A 16941-nucleotide genomic window follows, 5' to 3' on the forward strand; every position below is an offset into this window, starting at 1 on the left:
CTGGTCGGTGCGGTGCCGCAGGGCAAGACCGGGGGGCCGGCGGTGGGCCGTGCGGCAGGTAACAGTTTGAAAACTTCGCCCATGGTCTTGACAGGAAGGGGGCTTCAGTAAGAACTTTTACCACTAACAGTTAACACTCTTTTCCGAAAGGCGTGTCGATGGCCGAGCTCGAGACGGACACCACCGCGGCGACCGCGGTGGTCGATGCCGAGCCCGTCGACCGGCGCGGCGCGGACGGGGTGCTGGCCAGGGTCCGGGCCGGCGCGGGAGAGTTGACGGGAGCGTTGCGCCGGGTCGCCGAGCAGGTGCTCGCCGACCCGGAGGCAGCGGCCCGCGCCACCATCGTCGAGCTGGCCGAACGCAGCGGCACCTCGCCGGCCACCATCACCCGGTTCTGCCGGGCGATGGGTTTCGACGGCTACGCCGACCTGCGCCTGGGCATCGCCTCCGAGACCGGCCGGGCCCGCTCGGCCGGCTGGACCGTCGACATCGGCCGGGAGATCCAGCCCGGCGACCCGCTGGAGCGGGTGCTCGACCAGATCATGGCCGCCGACACCCGGGCCATGCACGACACCGCCACCCTGCTCGACCTGGCCGAGGTCGAACGGGCCGCCGTCGCCATCGCCGGCGCCGCCCGGGTCAACATCTTCGGGGCCAGCGGCAGCGCCCTGGTCGGCGAGGAGATGCAGTTCAGCCTGCACCGTATCGGGGTCGCCGCGTGGGCCTGGAGCGACGTGCACGAAGGGCTGGCCAGCGCCGCGCTGCTCAGCCCCGGCGACGTGGCGCTGGGCATCTCGCACACCGGGCAGACCCGGGAGACCATCGAGATGCTGGCCGAGGCGGGCAGCCGGGGGGCCACCACCGTGGCGCTGACCGGGTTCCCGCGCTCCCCGCTCGCCGAACTGGCCGACATCGTCCTGCTCACCGCCAGTCAGGCCACCACCTTCCGGCCGGACGCGCTGTCCGCCCGGCACCCCCAACTCGTCGTGCTCGACCTGCTCTACATCGCCGTGGCGCAGCGCACCCACGACCGCGCCCACGCGGCCTTCCGGCGTACCGCCCAGGCCGTGCAGGGGCACAAGGCCGCGAAGGGGACCACCTCATGATCAGTGCACAGGGGTACGCGCGGGCCGTCCGGCCCGTCCTCGACCGGCTGCTCGACACCCAGGCCGAGGCGGTCGGCCGGGCCGCCGACCTGATCGCGGCCAGCCTGCGGGCCGGCGGGGTGCTCCAGGCGTTCGGCGCCGGCCACTCCGAGGCGTTCGCCGCCGAACTGGTGGCCCGCGCCGGCGGCCTGGTACCCACCAACCGGATCGGCCTGCACGACCTGGTGCTGCACGGCGACGCCCCGCGCGACGTGCTCACCGACCCCAAACTGGAACGAGACCCGGCCGTGGCCCACCAGCTCTACCCGCTGGCCCGGCCGCAGCCGGCCGACGTCTTCCTGATCGCCTCGCAGTCCGGCATCAACGGCTCGGTGGTCGAGCTGGCGACGCTGGTCACCGGGCACGGCCATCCGCTCATCGCGGTCACCTCGGTCGCGCACACCGCACGGGTCGCACCCCGCCACCCGTCCGGGCGTCGACTCGCCGAACTCGCCGACGTCGTGCTGGACAACGGCGCGCCGTACGGCGACGCACTGCTGCCGCTGGAGGGCGGCGGCGCGGTCTGTGCGGTCTCCTCGGTCACCTCCGCGCTGCTGGCGCAACTGGTGACCGCGGAGGTCGTCCGACGGTTCCACCAGGCCGGAGAGGTACCCCCTATCTACCTCTCCGCCAACGTCCCCGGTGGGGACGCGCACAACCTCGCCCTCGAGTCGCGGTACGCCGGGCGTCTCCGGCGCACCGCCTGACCGGACACCCAAGGAGAGACGACGATGTCGAATACCCCCGAGACCCCCGCCGCGCTGAGCCGGCGCACCCTGCTGGGCCGCACCGCCGCGGCGGGCCTGCTCGCCACACCGGTGGTCAGCCTGCTGGGCGCCTGCGCCACCAGCGGCTCCGACGAGACCCCCACCAAGGCCGAGGAGGGCACCAAGAGCGCCGCCAACCCGCTGGGTGTCGCCGAGGACGCCCCGCTGGAGGTGGTCATCTTCAACGGCGGCTACGGCGAGAAGTACGCCACCGACGTGCACGAGCCGCTGTACAAGAAGGCGTTCCCCAAGGCGGAGATCAAGCACCAGTCCACCCAGGCGGTCTCCACCGTGCTCCAGCCCCGGTTCGCCTCGGGCAACCCGCCGGAGTTCGTCAACAACTCCGGCGAGAAGCTGATCGACTTCGGCTCGCTGGTGGCCGACGGGCAGCTGATGGACCTCACCGAGCTGTGGGACGCCCCGTCGGTCGACGACCCGAACAAGAAGGTCCGCGACACCGTCGTGCCCGGCACGGTCGAGGCGGGCTCGTTCAACGGCAAGCCGTACGTGCTGTACTACGTCTCCACGGTCTTCGGCATCTGGTACTCGGGCAAGCTGTTCAAGGAGAACGGTTGGGCGCCGGCGAAGACCTGGTCGGAGTTCACCGCACTGCTCGACGGGATCAAGTCCAAGGGCATCACCCCGTACGGCTACGCCGGGGCGAACGCGGCCTACTACCAGTGGAACGTGATCCTGACCCACGCCGCGAAGATCGGCGGCACCGACGTGCTCAAGAACATCGACAACCTGGAGGACGGCGCCTGGCAGCAGGACGCGGTCAAGCAGGCGGCGCAGGCGTGGGAGGAGATCGGCGCCAAGTACGTCGACAAGAGCTTCGAGGGGCTCAAGCACACCGACGTGCAGCTGCGGCAGAACCAGTACAAGCTGGCCCTCTACCCCAGCGGCGACTGGCTGGAGGGCGAGCAGAAGAAGGACACCCCGGCCGGCTTCGAGTACCAGCTCATGCCGGTGCCGAGCCTGTCCGGTTCGGACAAGCTGCCGGCGACCGCGGTGCGCGCCACCGCCGGTGAGGGCTACTTCGTCTCGGCCAAGAGCAAGAACCCGCGCGGTGGCCTGGAGTACATGCGCCAGATGCTCTCCGTCGCCGGGGCGAAGGGCTTCACCGAGGTGGTCAAGGCCCCGACCGTGGTCACCGCCGGCAGCGCCGGCTTCGCCTTTCCGCCCGGCGTGGCCAGTTCCCAGGCCGCCCTCGCCGCCGCCGGCAAGGACGTGTTCAACCTGTACTTCGACGGCTGGTACAAGGAGCTGGACACCGAGGCGCGGACCGCCACCAACGAGCTGATGTTCGGCCGGATCAAGGCCGATGCCTTCGTGGAGCGGATCCAGAAGCGGGCCGACGCCATCAAGAAGGACAGCTCCGTCGCCAAGTTCACGCGCTGACCGAGCGGAGAAGCGGGATCATGCGGCACGGCAAGTATCCGTTCGTGATCGGGTTCCTGTTCGCCCCGGTCACGCTGTACGTGGTCTTCGTCATCGCGCCGTACGCGCAGGCGTTCCAGATTTCGATGACCAACTGGCGGGGGTTGTCCGCCCCGCAGTGGGTGGGCTTCGACAACTACCGGCGGCTGCTCGACGACGGGCGCTTCTGGCAGGCGGTCCAGCACCACGGCGTACTGCTGATTGCCCTGCCGCTGATCACGATCGCCATCGCGTTGTTCTTCGCCTTCCTGCTCAACGTGGGCGGGCGTAGCGTGGGTGGCCAGCGGCAGGGGGTCCGGGGGTCGAAGTTCTACCGGGTGGTGTTCTTCTTCCCCCAGGTCCTGGCGGTGGCCATCATCGCGGTGCTGTTCCAGATGGTGTACCGACCCAACGAGTCCGGCCTGATCAACGGCGTGCTGATGAAGCTCGGGCTGGACCCGGTGCTGTTCCTGGTCCGGCCGAACCTGGCCCTCTGGTCGATCATCGCGGTGCTGGTCTGGCAGGCCGTCGGCTTCTACGTGGTGCTCTTCTCGGCCGGGATGGCCTCCATCCCGGGTGAGATCTACGAGGCGGCCGAGATGGACGGGGCGAGCAAGGTGATGCTGTTCTTCCGGGTCACCCTGCCACTGCTCTGGGACACCCTCCAGGTGGCCTGGGTCTATCTCGGCATCGCCGCGTTTGACGCGTTCGCCATCGTCGCGGTGCTCTCGGTGGACAGCGGCGGCCCGGACGGCGCGACGACGGTGCTGGCGGTGGAGATCTACCGCAACGCCTTCGTCTACTCGAAGTACGGCTACGCCTCGGCGATGGGTGTGGCGCTGTTCTTCCTCACCCTCACGTTCGCGGCGCTGACGCTGCGGTTGACCAAGCGGGAAAGCGTGGAGTACTGAGATGGCCGCACAGACGACGCTGCCGCCGGCCGCGGCGGACACCCCGCCCGGCCGGCCCGCCGCCCGCACCCGCAGGGGCCGGGGCGAGCACCACGAGGTACGACTGTTCAGCGGGCTCGGTCAGGTGGCGCTCGCCGTCTGGGCGGTGATCGTCATCGTGCCGATCCTCTGGACGTTCCTGGCCGCGTTCAAGAACACCGGCGAGATCTTCAGCAGCCCGTGGACGCTGCCGGCGGAGTTGCGCTGGGAGAACTTCGGCCGGGCCTGGACCAAGGCGCACGTCGGCCGCTACTTCCTCAACAGCGTCTTCGTGGTGTCGTGCAGCACCTTCGGCACCATGCTGTTCGGTTCGATGGCCGCGTACGTGCTGGCCCGGTACAAGTTCCGGGGCAACCGGGCGATCTACTACCTGTTCGTCTCCGGGTTGGCCTTCCCGGTCTTCCTGGCGCTGGTGCCGCTGTTCTTCGTGGTCCGCAACCTGGGCCTGCTGGACACCCACACCGGGGTGATCCTGGTCTACATCGCCTACTCGCTGCCGTTCACCATCTTCTTCCTGGCCGCGTTCTTCCGGACGCTGCCGAACTCGGTGGCCGAGGCCGGCATGATCGACGGCTGCTCGCACACCAGGTTGTTCTTCCAGGTGATGCTGCCGATGGCGAAGCCGGGACTGATCAGCGTGGCGATCTTCAACATCATCGGGCAGTGGGCGCAGTACCAGTTGCCCCTGGTGCTGCTCTCCAACGCCAAGGACAAGTGGGTGCTCACCCAGGGCATCGCGGACATCTCGGTCAACGCCGGCTACGAGGCCGACTGGTCCGGCCTGTTCGCCGCCCTGACCATCGCCATCCTCCCGATGATCATCGTGTACGCGATCTTCCAGCGGCAGATCCAGTCCGGCCTGACCTCCGGCGCGGTGAAGTAACCGGTCGGGGTGGCGGGGCCCCCTCACCCCACCACCCCGACCGGGTGATCCGGGTCGGGGTGTCACAGGGGCGGGGCACAATCGGGCCGTGGCGGTGCTGGCGGTGGCGGCGGGGGAGCGGGGCGGCGGTGCCCTCCAGCCGCTGGACGCCGCCGGTAACCCGGCCGGGCCCGTCGAGCCGGTCGACGACCTGCCCGCCGCCGTGGCCGCCCACGAGGCGGCCGAGCACCCCCGCTGGGTCTGGGCGTCCGGTGCGACGCTCTACCCCGCGTTGCTGCGCGCCGGGGTGCGGGTCGAGCGCTGCCACGACATCGAGCTGACCGAGGGGCTGCTGCTGGGCCACGCCGGGCGCTGGGGTGAGCCCCGCTCGCTGGCCGCCGCGTACGCCCGGCTCACCGGGGCCGCCGTCCCACCCGACCCGCCGCCCCGGCCGGCCGCGCCGCCGGGGCACGGGCAGGCCGCGCTCTTCGAGGCCGTCGCCGGCCCGCCGGCCCCCGGCATCGACGCCCTGACCCGGGTGTACGCCGACCAGCTCGCCCGGATCGCCGCCACCGCCCATCCCGGCCGGTTCCGGCTGCTGGTGGCCGCCGAGTCGGCAGGCGCGCTGATCGCGGTGGAGATGGCCGCCGTCGGGCTGCCCTGGCGGGCCGACGTGCACGACGAGATCCTCGCCGAGCTGCTGGGTGAGGCGTCTCCGGTGGGTGGGCCGCCCCGGCGGCTGGCCGAGCTGGCCGCCCGGATCGCCGAGGCGCTCGGCGTCCGGCAGGTCCACGCCGATTCCCCGGCGGAGCTGCTGCGCGCCTTCGCCCGGGTCGGTGTGCAGCTGCCCAACACCCGGGCCTGGGTGCTGCGCGGCGTCGACCATCCGGCCGTCCCGCTGGTGCTCGAATACAAGGAGCTGTACCGGATCTGGACGGCGCACGGCTGGGCCTGGCGGGACGCGTGGGTCCGCGACGGCCGGTTCCGCCCGGAGTACGTCCCGGCCGGGGTGGTCTCCGGCCGGTGGGCCACCCGGGGCGGCGGCGCGTTGCAGATCCCCAAGGTGATCAGGCGGGCGGTGGTGGCCGATCCGGGCTGGCGGCTGGTGGTGGCCGACGCCGGTCAGTTGGAGCCCCGGGTGCTCGCCGCGGTCTCCGGTGACGCCCGGCTGGCCTCCGCCGGAGCGGCCGGGGACCTCTACGCGGCGCTGGCCCAGGACTCCTTCGGCGGTGACCGGGCCCGCGCCAAGCTCGCCCTGCTCGGCGCGATGTACGGGCAGACCGGGGGTGGGGCGCTGCCGGCGCTGGCCGTGCTCAAACGCAGCTATCCGACCGCCTTCGGCTACCTGGAGGCGGCGGCGCGTACCGGGGAGTCCGGTGGCCTGGTCCGGTCCTGGCTGGGCCGGACCTGCCCGCCGGGCGGGGTCGGCTCCGGTGACGCCGACGACGCCCCGGTGGACCCGGACGCCGGGGCGGACCCGCGCTCGCCCCGGGCGCGGGCGGCCCGCTCCCGGGGTCGGTTCACCCGTAACTTCGTCATCCAGGCCACCGCCGCCGAGTGGGCCTCGACGCTGCTCGCCTCGCTGCGGGCAGAGCTGGCCGGGGTCGGTGGGGAGCTGGTCTTCTTCCAGCACGACGAGGTGATCGTGCACTGCCCGGTTGAGCTGGCCGACCCGGTGGCCGAGGCGGTCCGTCGCGCCGGAGCGCGCGCCTCGGCGCTGCTGTTCGGCCCCACCCCCGTGCGCTTCCCGCTCGACCTCTCCACCGTGACCACCTACGCCCAAGCCTGACCCCACCCCGCCCCTCCTCCCCTGCCTGCCCTGCCTGCCCTGCCCGGGCCCGCCCCGCCCTGCCCCGGCGCGTCCCGCTCGGTGCGAGCCCTCGGTGATCAAGAGGTTTGCGTCACGCGATCAAGAGGTTCGCGTCACCGCACGCGGCGAATCTGACGCAAACCTCTTGATCACCGGGGCGGGTCGGGCGCGGGTGGGTCGAGCGCGGGTGGGGTGGGGTGGGCGTGGGCGGGAGGGGGGCGGCTGGTTGAGCGTATACGCGTGAAATATCCGTTTCGTGCCGACACTCATCCCCCGGGGGGCTCGTTGCACCCGGTGTGCGTATCGCAGGAATGATCATCGCGGCGGGTGGGGGGCGTCGGCTCGGCAGCCCCGAGGCGTTGCTGTGCCGGGGGGACCGGCTGCTGGTCAGCTGCATGATCGACACGATGGTCGCGGCCGGCTGTGAGCAACTGGTGGTGGTGCTCGGGTCGGCGGCCGACGAGGTGCGGGCGGCGGCCGACCTGAGCCCGGCCACGGTGGTGGTCAACCGGGCCTCCGGGGCCGGGGTCGGCTCGTCCATCCGGGCCGGCCTGGCCGCGTTGGCCGACGAACGGGTCGAGGCGGTGGTGGTGGTGCCTGTCGACATGCCCGGTCTCACCCCGGAGGCGGTCCGCCGGGTGGCCGCGCTGCCGTACCCGGACGTGCTGGCCTGTGCCACCTACGACGGGCTGCGCGGGTACCCGATGCTGTTCGGCCGTCGGCACTGGGCCGGCATCGCGACCCTGGCCGGTGCCGACATCGGCGCCCGACCGTACCTGCTGGCGCACAAGGACCAGATCGTCGACATCGCCTGCGACTCGGTGGCCGACGGCAACCGGGTGGACACCCCGGAGCTGATGGCGCTCTACGGCCTCACCGTGCCACCCCAGCGGGTCGGCGTCTGAGCGCGCTCAGCTTTCGGGTGGGCGGCAGATGTCGACGGTGTGCCGGGGGCGCAGCCGCCCGTCGAAGGCGACGGTGACCGCCGGCCGGTCGACCAGCGAGATCCGGACCGTCCGTTCGCCGACGAACTCGGCGTCGATCCGCTCCCGGGGGCGCTCGTGGCGGCAGGTGACCAGTTCCCGGTCGGCGTCGTGGCTGAGCAGCCCGGCACGGGCGCGTACCCGCAGCTCGGTGTGCGGCAGGTCCTTCCAGTCGCGGGTGTCCAGCCGGACCACCGCGTACCGGCCGTCGGCGGAGACGGCCAGCGTGGAGTCCCGCTCGACGGTCGAGGCGAAACCGGTGCGGTACATGCCCCACGCGCCGGTGCCCACGCCGAGCAGCACCGCGCAGCCGAGCGCGGCCGACCGTAGTGCCGTCGTGGCCGGCGGTTGCCGGGCGGCCAGCCAGCCGGCGAGCACCAGCGTCAGGGCGGCCAGCGTGGCGAGCCCGAGCACGGGCAGCGGCCGGTGCAGGAAGCGGGCCGCTGGATAGAGCCGGGCGTACCCGGCGTCCCACAGCACGCCCGCGAAGAGGACCAACGACAGCAGCGTCAGCAGGCCGGCGAGGAGCCGCCCGCGACCGGAGCCGGCGAGGGGGCGGGTCCCAGGGCCGGCCGACATGCTACGCATCGTAGGCGTGCGGAGCGCTCCCGGGCCGTCCCACGTTCGGCTGGTCCCGGCGCCGTCCCCGGTGGGACGCGCCCGTCAGACCTCGATGTTGAACCGTTGCAGCACCGAGGGGGCGACCAGGCCGACGGCCGCGAGCACGGAGAGCACCGTCAACGCGGTCCGCAACACGACCACCTCGGCCTTGCTGCCGGTACGCAACGCGATGCTGTTCGGTAGCCCGATCATCGTCCACATCCGGCGCTTGATCGGGATCGGCCAGAGGATGGGCACCCCCGCCTTGGTGATCATGTCGCCGAGGATGTGCACGAAACAGCCCACCCCGACGGCCAGCCCGATCATCGGATAGCCACGGTCACCGGGCAGGTTGGCGAAGGTGAACCAGGCGGCGGCGGCCGAGACGAGGGTGACGATCACCCAGCCGGCCCGCTCGGCCCACTCGTCGAACAGCCCGCGCAGCGCGAGCCCGATCATGAAGAACAGGATGCCCACCACCGCCCACTTGCCGTACGCGGTGCACAGCGCGGTGGTGCCCCAGCCGACCAGCACGGTGAACGGGATGGTGTGGGTCAGGGTGCGGTGCCCGTTGTTGCGGCGCGGGTCCCGGCTGAGCTTGGTGGCGTAGTAGACGCCGAGCGAGATCTTCTCCATCACCTCGGCGACGAACAGCGAGAACACCCCGAAGGTGCGGGCCACCGTCGCGCCGCCCTGGTTGCGGGTGACCTTGCCGGAGAGGTCGAGGTCGGGAAAGAGCGCCCCACCGGCGCAGACGGCGGTGCCGACGGCCAGGGCGAGCGGTGACTGGTGGTAGTCGGCGAAGTGGTCCAGCGCCCACGACCCGGTCAGCCACACCGCAGCGCCCGACAGCGCGTGGGACGGTCCCATCATGTCGCCTCGCCCCTCCCCGTTTTTCTTGATCGACAACGCTACGCCACTGTGTCAGAACCGTCGCCGACAGGGCAACAACCCGGTCGGTCCACAGGGGAGGGGTGTCACGCGGCAGGCCGGAAACTCTGCCGGATCATCAGGAAGTATGTCGCGTTGACCTGCCAGTCGAACTGGTCTGTCAGCCATGAGACGGTGTAGGCCCGCTGCGGGGCGACCCGGACCAGCAGCCGGGCGGTGTGCAGCCGGGCCCCGGTCGGGCCGGTCCACTCGCACTCCCACAGCGCGCCGCCACGGAACATGTCCAGCGCGGAGATGTCCACCCGCCGGTAACCGGTGAGCCGACCGTCGTCGGTGAGCCGGCGTTCCTCGGCCCGCCAGTGGGCGACCGGATCGGCCGGGGCGACGCCGGGGGCGATGCTGAGCACCCGGGGGCCACCGGGCTCGCGCAGGCAGGTCGCCGTGCCGTCGGTGTAGCGCAGCCAGCCGACCGGCGCGGCGATCCGGAAGCCGTCCGGGTCGGCGTACCAGGTCCAGCCCGCGACCAGGCCGAACCGCTCACCCTGCGGCGGCGGTGCGGACCGGACCGGGGTGGCGTCGGCCGGCGCGGGCGCGGCACACGGGAAGGCCGCCGGTCGGGCCGCCCCGGTGCCGGCGTCACGGCCCGGCACGGGCGTCGGGCCGGTGCCGTCGCGCAGCGCGACCGTCGTCCCGACCCCGGCCAGCAACGCGCCCGCGACGGCCACCGCGACCAGGGCGGTCCGCGGCCACCGCCGGCGCGGCCCACCGGCCGGCAGCGGCGGGGTGTCCCCGCCGGCCGGCGCCACCCTGGGAGGTGCCGGGACCGGGGCGGACGCCTGCGGCGTGGGCGGGTCGGACGCCTGCGGCGTGGCGGGCGTCGCCGCGTCCAACCGCGGCTGCGCCTCGGCGGGCGTCGCCGCGAGCGCCGCGCTCAGCCGGGTCTGCGTCTCGTCGGCGGTGAGCCGTCGCTCCGGTTCACGGCGCAGCAGGCCCGCCAGCACCGGGCCCAGCGCCCCGGCCCGACGCGCCGGGTCGGGCGGCTCGGTGGCCAGCGCGCTCAACGTCGCCATCGCGCTGCCCCGCGCGTACGGCGACTGCCCCTCCACCGCCGCGTAGAGGGTGGCCCCCAGCGACCACAGGTCGGTACCCGGGTTGGACACCCCGTCACGGGCGCGCTCGGGGGCGACGAACTGCGGTGAGCCGAGCACCATCCCCGGCCCGGTCATCGCCCCGTCACCGCCGTCGAAGGTGGCCAGTCCGAAGTCGGTGAGCACCACCCGCCCGTCGTCGGCGACCAGGACGTTGTGCGGCTTGACGTCGCGGTGCAGCACTCCGGCGGCGTGGGCGGCGCGCAGGGCAGCCAGCACCGCCAGCCCGATCCGGGCGACCCGGTGCGGGGCCAGCGGCCCCTCCTCGGCGAGCAGTTGTTGCAGCGAGCGGGACGGGACGTACTCCATCACGATCCAGGGGTTGTCCCCGTCGTGCACCACGTCGTAGATCCGGACCACGTTGGGGTGGTTGAGCCGGGCCGCGGTGCGGGCCTCGCGTAACGTGCGCAGCCGTAGCTCCTCGCGTTCATGGGCGGCGAGCCAGTGCGGCGGGACGACCTCCTTGACCGCGACGTCCCGGTGCAGCATCTCGTCGCGGGCCAACCAGACCCGGCCCATCCCGCCGGTGCCGACCAGAACGAGTAGCCGGTACCGCCCGGCGACCCGCTGCTCGTGCACGACGTTTTCCCCTCGCTGCCCCGTCACCAGGATATCCACGGTGGCCGGGGTGTTCTCGGCGACGGATCCGGTGGGCGCGACGCGGGCGGTCGGCCCGCGGGAAGCCGGCCGTCGGCGGGGCTGCGGGCCGGGGTGGGTCAGGTCGGCGAGGTCACCTCCGTCGACCGGCCCCGGAAGCTCTCCCGGACCACCGCGAGCTCGTCGGTCGCGTCGTCCCAGTCCTCGTCCGCCGACGACCAGCTCAGGATGTACCCGGACAGGTCCCGGCCGGGGATCAGCCGGACCCCGTGCTCCCGGCCGCCGAACGGGGTGTCCCAGCGGCACTCCCACTGGGCGCCGTCGCCGTCGAACGCCGCCAGCCTGATCTTGTCGTACCCGGGCAGGGCGCCGAAGCCGAGCTGGGTGCGTTCCTCGGCCAGGAGCCGTTCCAACGCCCCGCCGCCACCACCGGTCAGCGGTTCCACGCTCAGCGTCCGCCGGCTGCCCGGGTCGCGGAAGCAGGCCACCTGCCCCTCCTGGGTACGCAGCCAACCGATCGGGACGGCGATCCGGTAGCCGGCACCGTCGTACCAGGTCCAGCCGGACGGGGGACGGAAACCGTCGTCCACGGTCGCCGGTCGGCCGGTGACCTGCGTGCCGACCGGGTCGGGACGCAGGCACGGCAGCGGTGGCGGGGCGAGGTCCTGGGCGCCGGGTGGTGGACCCGGCCGGCCCGGACCACCGGCCGGCGGACCGTACGGGCGGGTCGAGGGGGTGCTGCTGGCCGGCACGTCGGTCTGCCCCGGTGCGGCCCGGTGCTCGTCCTCGTTGATCGCCATGGTGGTGCCGATGCCGGCCGTCGCCCCCACCGCGATGGTCACCCCGGCGAGGATCCAGCCCCGGGCACTCCTGGGTAGCCGGGTGAGCATCCCGACCGGCCCACCCGTGCCGGCCGCCCGCCGTGACCCCGCGCCCGCGCCGGTGCGCCCCGGCCCGCGCCCACCCGGGGTGGTCGCCCCCGGGCCGGGACCGGCCACCTGACCTCCGGCCGGCTTCGCGCCGGAGCTGGTCGGGTCACCGGCCGGTGTGCCGCCGCGACCGTCGGTGCCGCCCGGCCCCGGCGGGTAGCCTCCCGGGTCATCCGACCCGGCCAGGGCCCGACCGGGCGGGGTCGCCCCGGCCGGCTCCCGGCCGGGCCCGACGACCGCGGGAGCGCCCGCCACCTGCGGGTGGCCGGTCGGGTCGGGGCCGGGTGCACCGGAGGACGTGGGGGAGACGGGCCGTTCGGCCGCGTCGGCGGCGACCCGGCGGCCGGGTGGTCCCCAGTCCCGCTCGGCATCGAGGTCCGCGCGGGTTCGCGGGGGTGCCGGTGGGTCTTCCGTGCCGGGTGGCGGGTTCGGTCGGGCCACCCCCATCGGACGGGGGACGGGCAGCACCACCGTGGGCGGCTCCGGCCGGGGCGTCACCCGGGTCACCTCCTCCAGGCGACGGGCGGCCTCGTCGTGGCGGATGCGGTGCCGGGGGTCGCGGACCAGCAGCCCGTCGAGCACCGGACGCAGTGGTCCGGCGTGCGGGGCCGGGTCCGGCGGGGAGGTGGCAAGGGCGGCCAGGGTGGCCATCGCGGTGCTGCGGGCGTACGGGGAACGGCCCTCGACGGCGGCGTGCAGGGTGGCACCGAGCGACCACAGGTCGGCCTCCACGCTGGACACCCCGTCGGCGGCGCGTTCGGGAGCGACGAACTGCGGGGAGCCGAGCACCATCCCGGGGCGGGTCATCAGCCCGTCACCGCCGTCGAAGGTGGCCAGCCCGAAGTCGGTGAGCATCACCCGCCCGTCGTCGGCGACCAGGACGTTCTGCGGTTTCACGTCGCGGTGCAGCACACCGGCGGAGTGCGCGGCGCGCAACGCGGACAGCAGCGCCAGCCCGATCTCGGCGGCGCGGACCGGGTCGACCGGGCCGGTGGTGTCCAGCACCGTCTGCAACGACCGGGACAGGACGTACTCCATCACGATCCACGGCCGTTCCTCGATCTGCACCACGTCGTAGACCCGGACCACGTTGGGGTGGTTGAGCCGGGCCGCGGTGCGGGCCTCGCGCAGCGTCCGCAGCCGCACCTCGTCGCGTTCGTCGTCGGCCAGCCAGGCGGGGGGCACCACCTCCTTGATCGCCACCTCACGGTGCAACACCTCGTCGCGGGCCAACCAGACCCGGCCCATGCCACCCCGGCCCACCAACTTCAACAGGCGGTACCGGCCGGCGATCACTACCTGCTGCACCGTTCTCCTCACCATCGGCCGAGGTACACCGTAGCCAATGGATCGGGGCGGACCTACCGGTTGTCAGGTCTCGATCCGGTCAGCAGGCCGCGCCGTCCCATTGCAGCAGGTTGCCCTCGGGGATCGTGATCCGTTGCCGACCGCCGGCCAGCAGGCCCGCCGCCCGCCGGGCCTGGAAACCGTCGTGGTCGCGGCGGGCGGTGGCGTAGCTGCCGGCGGTACGCGCGGCGATGGCGGCCCAGCCGTACCGCTCGCCGACCATGGTGCGGGCCCGCCGGGCCACCCGCCGGGCGAAGACCTCGTCGCCGACGAGCCGGTCGACCGCCCCGGCCAGCGCACCCGGGTCGCTGTGCGGGAAGGTCACCCCGGTGACCCCGGGTTCGACGATCTCGGCCAGCCCGCCGGTGCTCGCCACGGCCAGCGGCGCGCCGGCCGCCGCCGCCTCCAGGGCGATCATGCCGAACGGCTCGTAGAGGCTCGGTACGACTGTCGCGTCGGTGGCGGCGAGCAGCGCCGGGAGTTGCCCGGCGTCGAGGAAGCCGGTGAACCGGACGCTGTCGCCGACGTGCAGCCGGCGTACCTGGTCGACCAGCTCGTCCTTGTACGGGCCGTCCCCGGCGATCACCACCCGCAGCCCCGGGTGCCGGTCACGCAGGTGGGGTACGGCGTCGACGAGGTGCTGCACGCCCTTCTCGTAGACCAGCCGACCGGCGTAGCCGACCAGCGGGCCGTCCCCGGCGAACCGGGCGCGGGCCGAGGCGACCGCCCGGGGTCGGGCCCGGAACGCCCGGTCGTCGACCCCGTTGGGCACCACGTCGACCCGCCCGGCGGGTACGTCGAACAGCCGGCTGACCTGGGCTCGCATGTAGCCGGAGCAGGCGATCACCCGGGCCGAGGCGTTGCTGAGCCAGTGTTCGACGCCGTGGATGGTGCGGTTGAGCTCCCCGGGTAGCCAGCCCTGGTGCCGGCCGGCCTCGGTGGCGTGGATGGTGGTGACCAACGGCAGGTCGAGGTGTTCGGCCAGGGTGACGGCGGTGTGCCCGACCAGCCAGTCGTGGGCGTGGACGACGTCGTAGCCGGCGGTGTCGGCGGCCCGCAGGGCGGTCCGGGTCAGGGTGTGGTTGAACGCCATCGTCCAGGCCAGCAGGGAGCCGGTGGCCAGCGGGAAGGTCACCGGGTCCTCGGGGGCGCGCAGGACGCGTACGCCGTCGGCGTACTCCTCCAGCGGCGCCCCCTCGGCGTGCCGGGTGACCACGGTGACCTCGTGCCCGGCGGCGGCCAGGGCGGTGGCCAGGGCGTGCACGTGCCGACCGAGGCCGCCGACCAGCACCGGCGGGTACTCCCAGGACAGCATGAGCACCCGCTGGTGCCGGGCGGGGTGGATGTCGATCACGTCGGCGTCCGGTGACATACGGCCCCCTTCGGGTGGTGTCCTGGGCGCGCGCCGGTAGGACACCACGATGGTGTCCGTGCGCGGCCCGGGGTCGGGGCCCATCCTGCCCACTGCCCGATAACCAGCGGAGACGCCACCGTTGCCGGTGTGTAACGGGTGCCTATCGGGCGCGTCGGACACGCAGCAGCTCGGCCACCGACCACGCCTGGAACGGGCATCCGGTGGCGGCGTGCGGGGCGGTGGCGTCCGCCGTCTCGCTCACCGAGCCCAGGCCGAATTCCCCCAGATGTCCGACCAGACCGACCAGCAGGTCGTCGGTGGGTAGCCCGGCCCTGCGGTACGCCTCGACGAACGGCCCGACCAGCCACGGCCAGACCGTGCCCTGGTGGTAGGCGCCGTCCCGCTCCGCCGGGCCACCCCGGTGCCGGGGCGCGAACTCCGGCGCGTCGGGGGCGAGGCTGCGCGGCCCCAGCGGGGTGAACAGCCCGGCCGCCACCCGACGCAGCGCCACCGGGTCCGGCTCCAACGGCGCGTACGGCAGCGACCAGGCGAGCAGCTGGTTGGGGCGCAGCAGGTCGTCGTCGTGGTGCGCCGCCCCACCCAGCGGGTACGCCGGGGCGGGCGCGTCCACCACGTCGTGCAGCCAGCCCGCCGGGGTGGGGAACCGCTTGCCGAACGCCTCCCGGGCCCGGTCGTGCAGCCGCCACAGCTCGTCCGGGTCCTGCCCGGCCAGCTCGGTCAGCTCCGCCAACCCGGCCAACCCGTTGATCCACAACGCGTTCACCTCGACCGGCTTGCCGACCCGGGGGGTCACCGGCACCCCGTACACCCGGGCGTCCATCCAGGTCAGCGCGGTGCCCGGGGTGCCGCCCTGGGTGATCAGCCCGTCGGCGGGGTCGACGGCGATGCCGTACCGGGTACCGGCCAGGTGTGCCCGCACCACCCCGTGCAGCGCCGGCAGCAGCTCGTCGCCCAGGTCGGTGTCGCCGGTGACGGTGACGTGCCGGCCGACCGCGTGCAGGAACCACAGCGTCGCGTCGACCGTGTTGTACTCCACCCGACCGGTGTCGGCGGTGTTCGCCAGCATCCCCTCCGACAGCGTCGCCGCGTACGCCCGCAGCAGTTCCCGCCCCTCGTCGGCCCGCCCGGTGCACAGGAACAACCCCTCGTACGAGGTCATCGTGTCCCGCGACCAGGCGCCGAACCAGGGGTACCCGGCGACCACGTCCGGCCCGGCGGGGGTGCGCACCACGAACGCGTCGGCGGCCAGCGCCAGGGTCGCGTCCACCGCGTCGGCCGGCTTCGCCGCCGCCACCACCGCCCGGTGCCGCTGCCGGGCCGCCGCCACCACCTGCGTCGCCGGGGGCGGCTCCTCGGCCAGGTCACCGGCCCAGGCCAGCACCGACACGGTGTCCCCGGGCTGCTCAAGTGCGCCGGAGAACCGCCCGGCGCACCACAGGTCCTCGTCGGGGTGCAGCCCCCGGGCGGCCTCCTCGCGGTGGTGCACGCCCAGCCACCACTGCCCCTCGGGCGTCCAGTCCGGGCCGACGAGGCGGAACGCGCCCTCGACCACCGCGCCGCCGTCGGCCGGTTCCACCCGGGGCGTCGGGCCGTCGGCCCGCCGTTCGCCGTGCGCGTCGCGCCAGGTGCAGGCGGCCGAGAGGTCGAGCCGGACCGGGCCGCCGGCCACCAGCCGGTGCACCACCGCCACCGCGGACCGGCCGTGCGTCATGGCCAGCTCCCGCTCGATCACCACGTCGCCGACCCGCCACCGCCAGCGCGGCAGCCCGTCGACCAGATCGAAGCGTTCCAGGTACTCGTAGCCGCGCGGGTCGACCACCCCGGAGTTCCACTCGTGCGCGCCGAGCCGGACCCGGGCCCCGGACGGCAGGACCACCGCCGGGTCCAGGCTGACCAGACCCACCCGGCGGGCCGCCGGGGTCTCCCCGGCCACCACCAGCAGACCGTGGTAGCGGCGGGTCCGCAGCCCGCTCACCGTGCCCATGGCGTACCCGCCGAGACCGTCGGTGACCAGCCATTCCCGGGTCGCCCCGGCGGCCAGTTCACCGCAGACCCCCGGCCCGAAACCGAACTCGATCAACTTCTTTCCTCCTGTGGCGGCGAGGTGTAACACGCCAC

The 16941-nt window shown here is 73.6% G+C and carries 13 protein-coding genes; 7 read left to right on the top strand and 6 right to left on the bottom strand.

The window, feature by feature from the left end; genetic code table 11:
• Window positions 1-158 precede the first annotated feature (158 nt).
• From ACN260_RS09045 to ACN260_RS09075, 7 genes are all read left to right on the top strand, one after another.
• Window positions 159-1106: a MurR/RpiR family transcriptional regulator gene (locus tag ACN260_RS09045; protein ID WP_422755520.1), complete on the top strand. Its 948-nt coding sequence runs from the start codon at window positions 159-161 to the stop codon at window positions 1104-1106.
• Complete coding sequence (locus ACN260_RS09050) at window positions 1103-1852, top strand: sugar isomerase domain-containing protein (RefSeq protein ID WP_422755521.1); 750 nt, start codon at window positions 1103-1105, stop codon at window positions 1850-1852. Before ACN260_RS09045 ends, ACN260_RS09050 begins: the two co-directional genes overlap by 4 nt.
• 24 nt (window positions 1853-1876) lie before the next feature.
• Entirely contained in the window at window positions 1877-3313 is a 1437-nt protein-coding gene (gene ngcE, locus ACN260_RS09055; RefSeq protein WP_422755522.1) for an N-acetylglucosamine/diacetylchitobiose ABC transporter substrate-binding protein, read from the top strand.
• A gap of 20 nt (window positions 3314-3333) precedes the next feature.
• Window positions 3334-4242: a carbohydrate ABC transporter permease gene (locus ACN260_RS09060; protein WP_422755523.1), complete on the top strand. Its 909-nt coding sequence runs from the start codon at window positions 3334-3336 to the stop codon at window positions 4240-4242.
• Between the two features lies 1 nt (window position 4243).
• Entirely contained in the window at window positions 4244-5164 is a 921-nt protein-coding gene (locus tag ACN260_RS09065) for a carbohydrate ABC transporter permease (RefSeq protein WP_422755524.1), read from the top strand.
• Between the two features lie 88 nt (window positions 5165-5252).
• Window positions 5253-6932, top strand: coding sequence for a bifunctional 3'-5' exonuclease/DNA polymerase (locus ACN260_RS09070; RefSeq protein WP_422755525.1), 1680 nt, complete (start codon window positions 5253-5255; stop codon window positions 6930-6932).
• Between the two features lie 332 nt (window positions 6933-7264).
• Window positions 7265-7858 (top strand): nucleotidyltransferase family protein, encoded by a 594-nt coding sequence (locus tag ACN260_RS09075; protein WP_422756667.1) that lies wholly within the window; start codon window positions 7265-7267, stop codon window positions 7856-7858.
• Between the two features lie 6 nt (window positions 7859-7864).
• On the opposite strand, the gene ACN260_RS09080 is transcribed toward ACN260_RS09075, so the two are convergent.
• From ACN260_RS09080 to ACN260_RS09105, 6 genes are all read right to left on the bottom strand, one after another.
• Window positions 7865-8515: a hypothetical protein gene (locus ACN260_RS09080; protein WP_422755526.1), complete on the bottom strand. Its 651-nt coding sequence runs from the start codon at window positions 8513-8515 to the stop codon at window positions 7865-7867.
• Between the two features lie 84 nt (window positions 8516-8599).
• Window positions 8600-9409, bottom strand: a complete 810-nt coding sequence (locus ACN260_RS09085; RefSeq protein WP_422755527.1) for a metal-dependent hydrolase — start codon at window positions 9407-9409, stop codon at window positions 8600-8602.
• Window positions 9410-9513: 104 nt separating this feature from the next.
• The gene (locus tag ACN260_RS09090) at window positions 9514-11094 is read right to left on the bottom strand and encodes a serine/threonine-protein kinase (RefSeq protein ID WP_422756668.1); all 1581 of its coding nucleotides are present in this window, start codon (window positions 11092-11094) and stop codon (window positions 9514-9516) included.
• 197 nt (window positions 11095-11291) lie between these two features.
• A complete protein-coding gene (locus tag ACN260_RS09095; protein ID WP_422756669.1) occupies window positions 11292-13349 on the bottom strand; it encodes a protein kinase domain-containing protein in 2058 nt (685 codons plus the stop codon).
• A gap of 139 nt (window positions 13350-13488) precedes the next feature.
• Entirely contained in the window at window positions 13489-14820 is a 1332-nt protein-coding gene (locus ACN260_RS09100) for a glycosyltransferase family 4 protein (RefSeq protein ID WP_422755528.1), read from the bottom strand.
• Between the two features lie 142 nt (window positions 14821-14962).
• Complete coding sequence (locus ACN260_RS09105; RefSeq protein ID WP_422755529.1) at window positions 14963-16903, bottom strand: amylo-alpha-1,6-glucosidase; 1941 nt, start codon at window positions 16901-16903, stop codon at window positions 14963-14965.
• Between the last annotated feature and the right edge of the window lie 38 nt (window positions 16904-16941).

It is taken from the genome of Micromonospora sp. WMMD708 (genome assembly GCF_049315245.1).
Taxonomy (GTDB): Bacteria; Actinomycetota; Actinomycetes; order Mycobacteriales; family Micromonosporaceae; genus Micromonospora; species Micromonospora wenchangensis.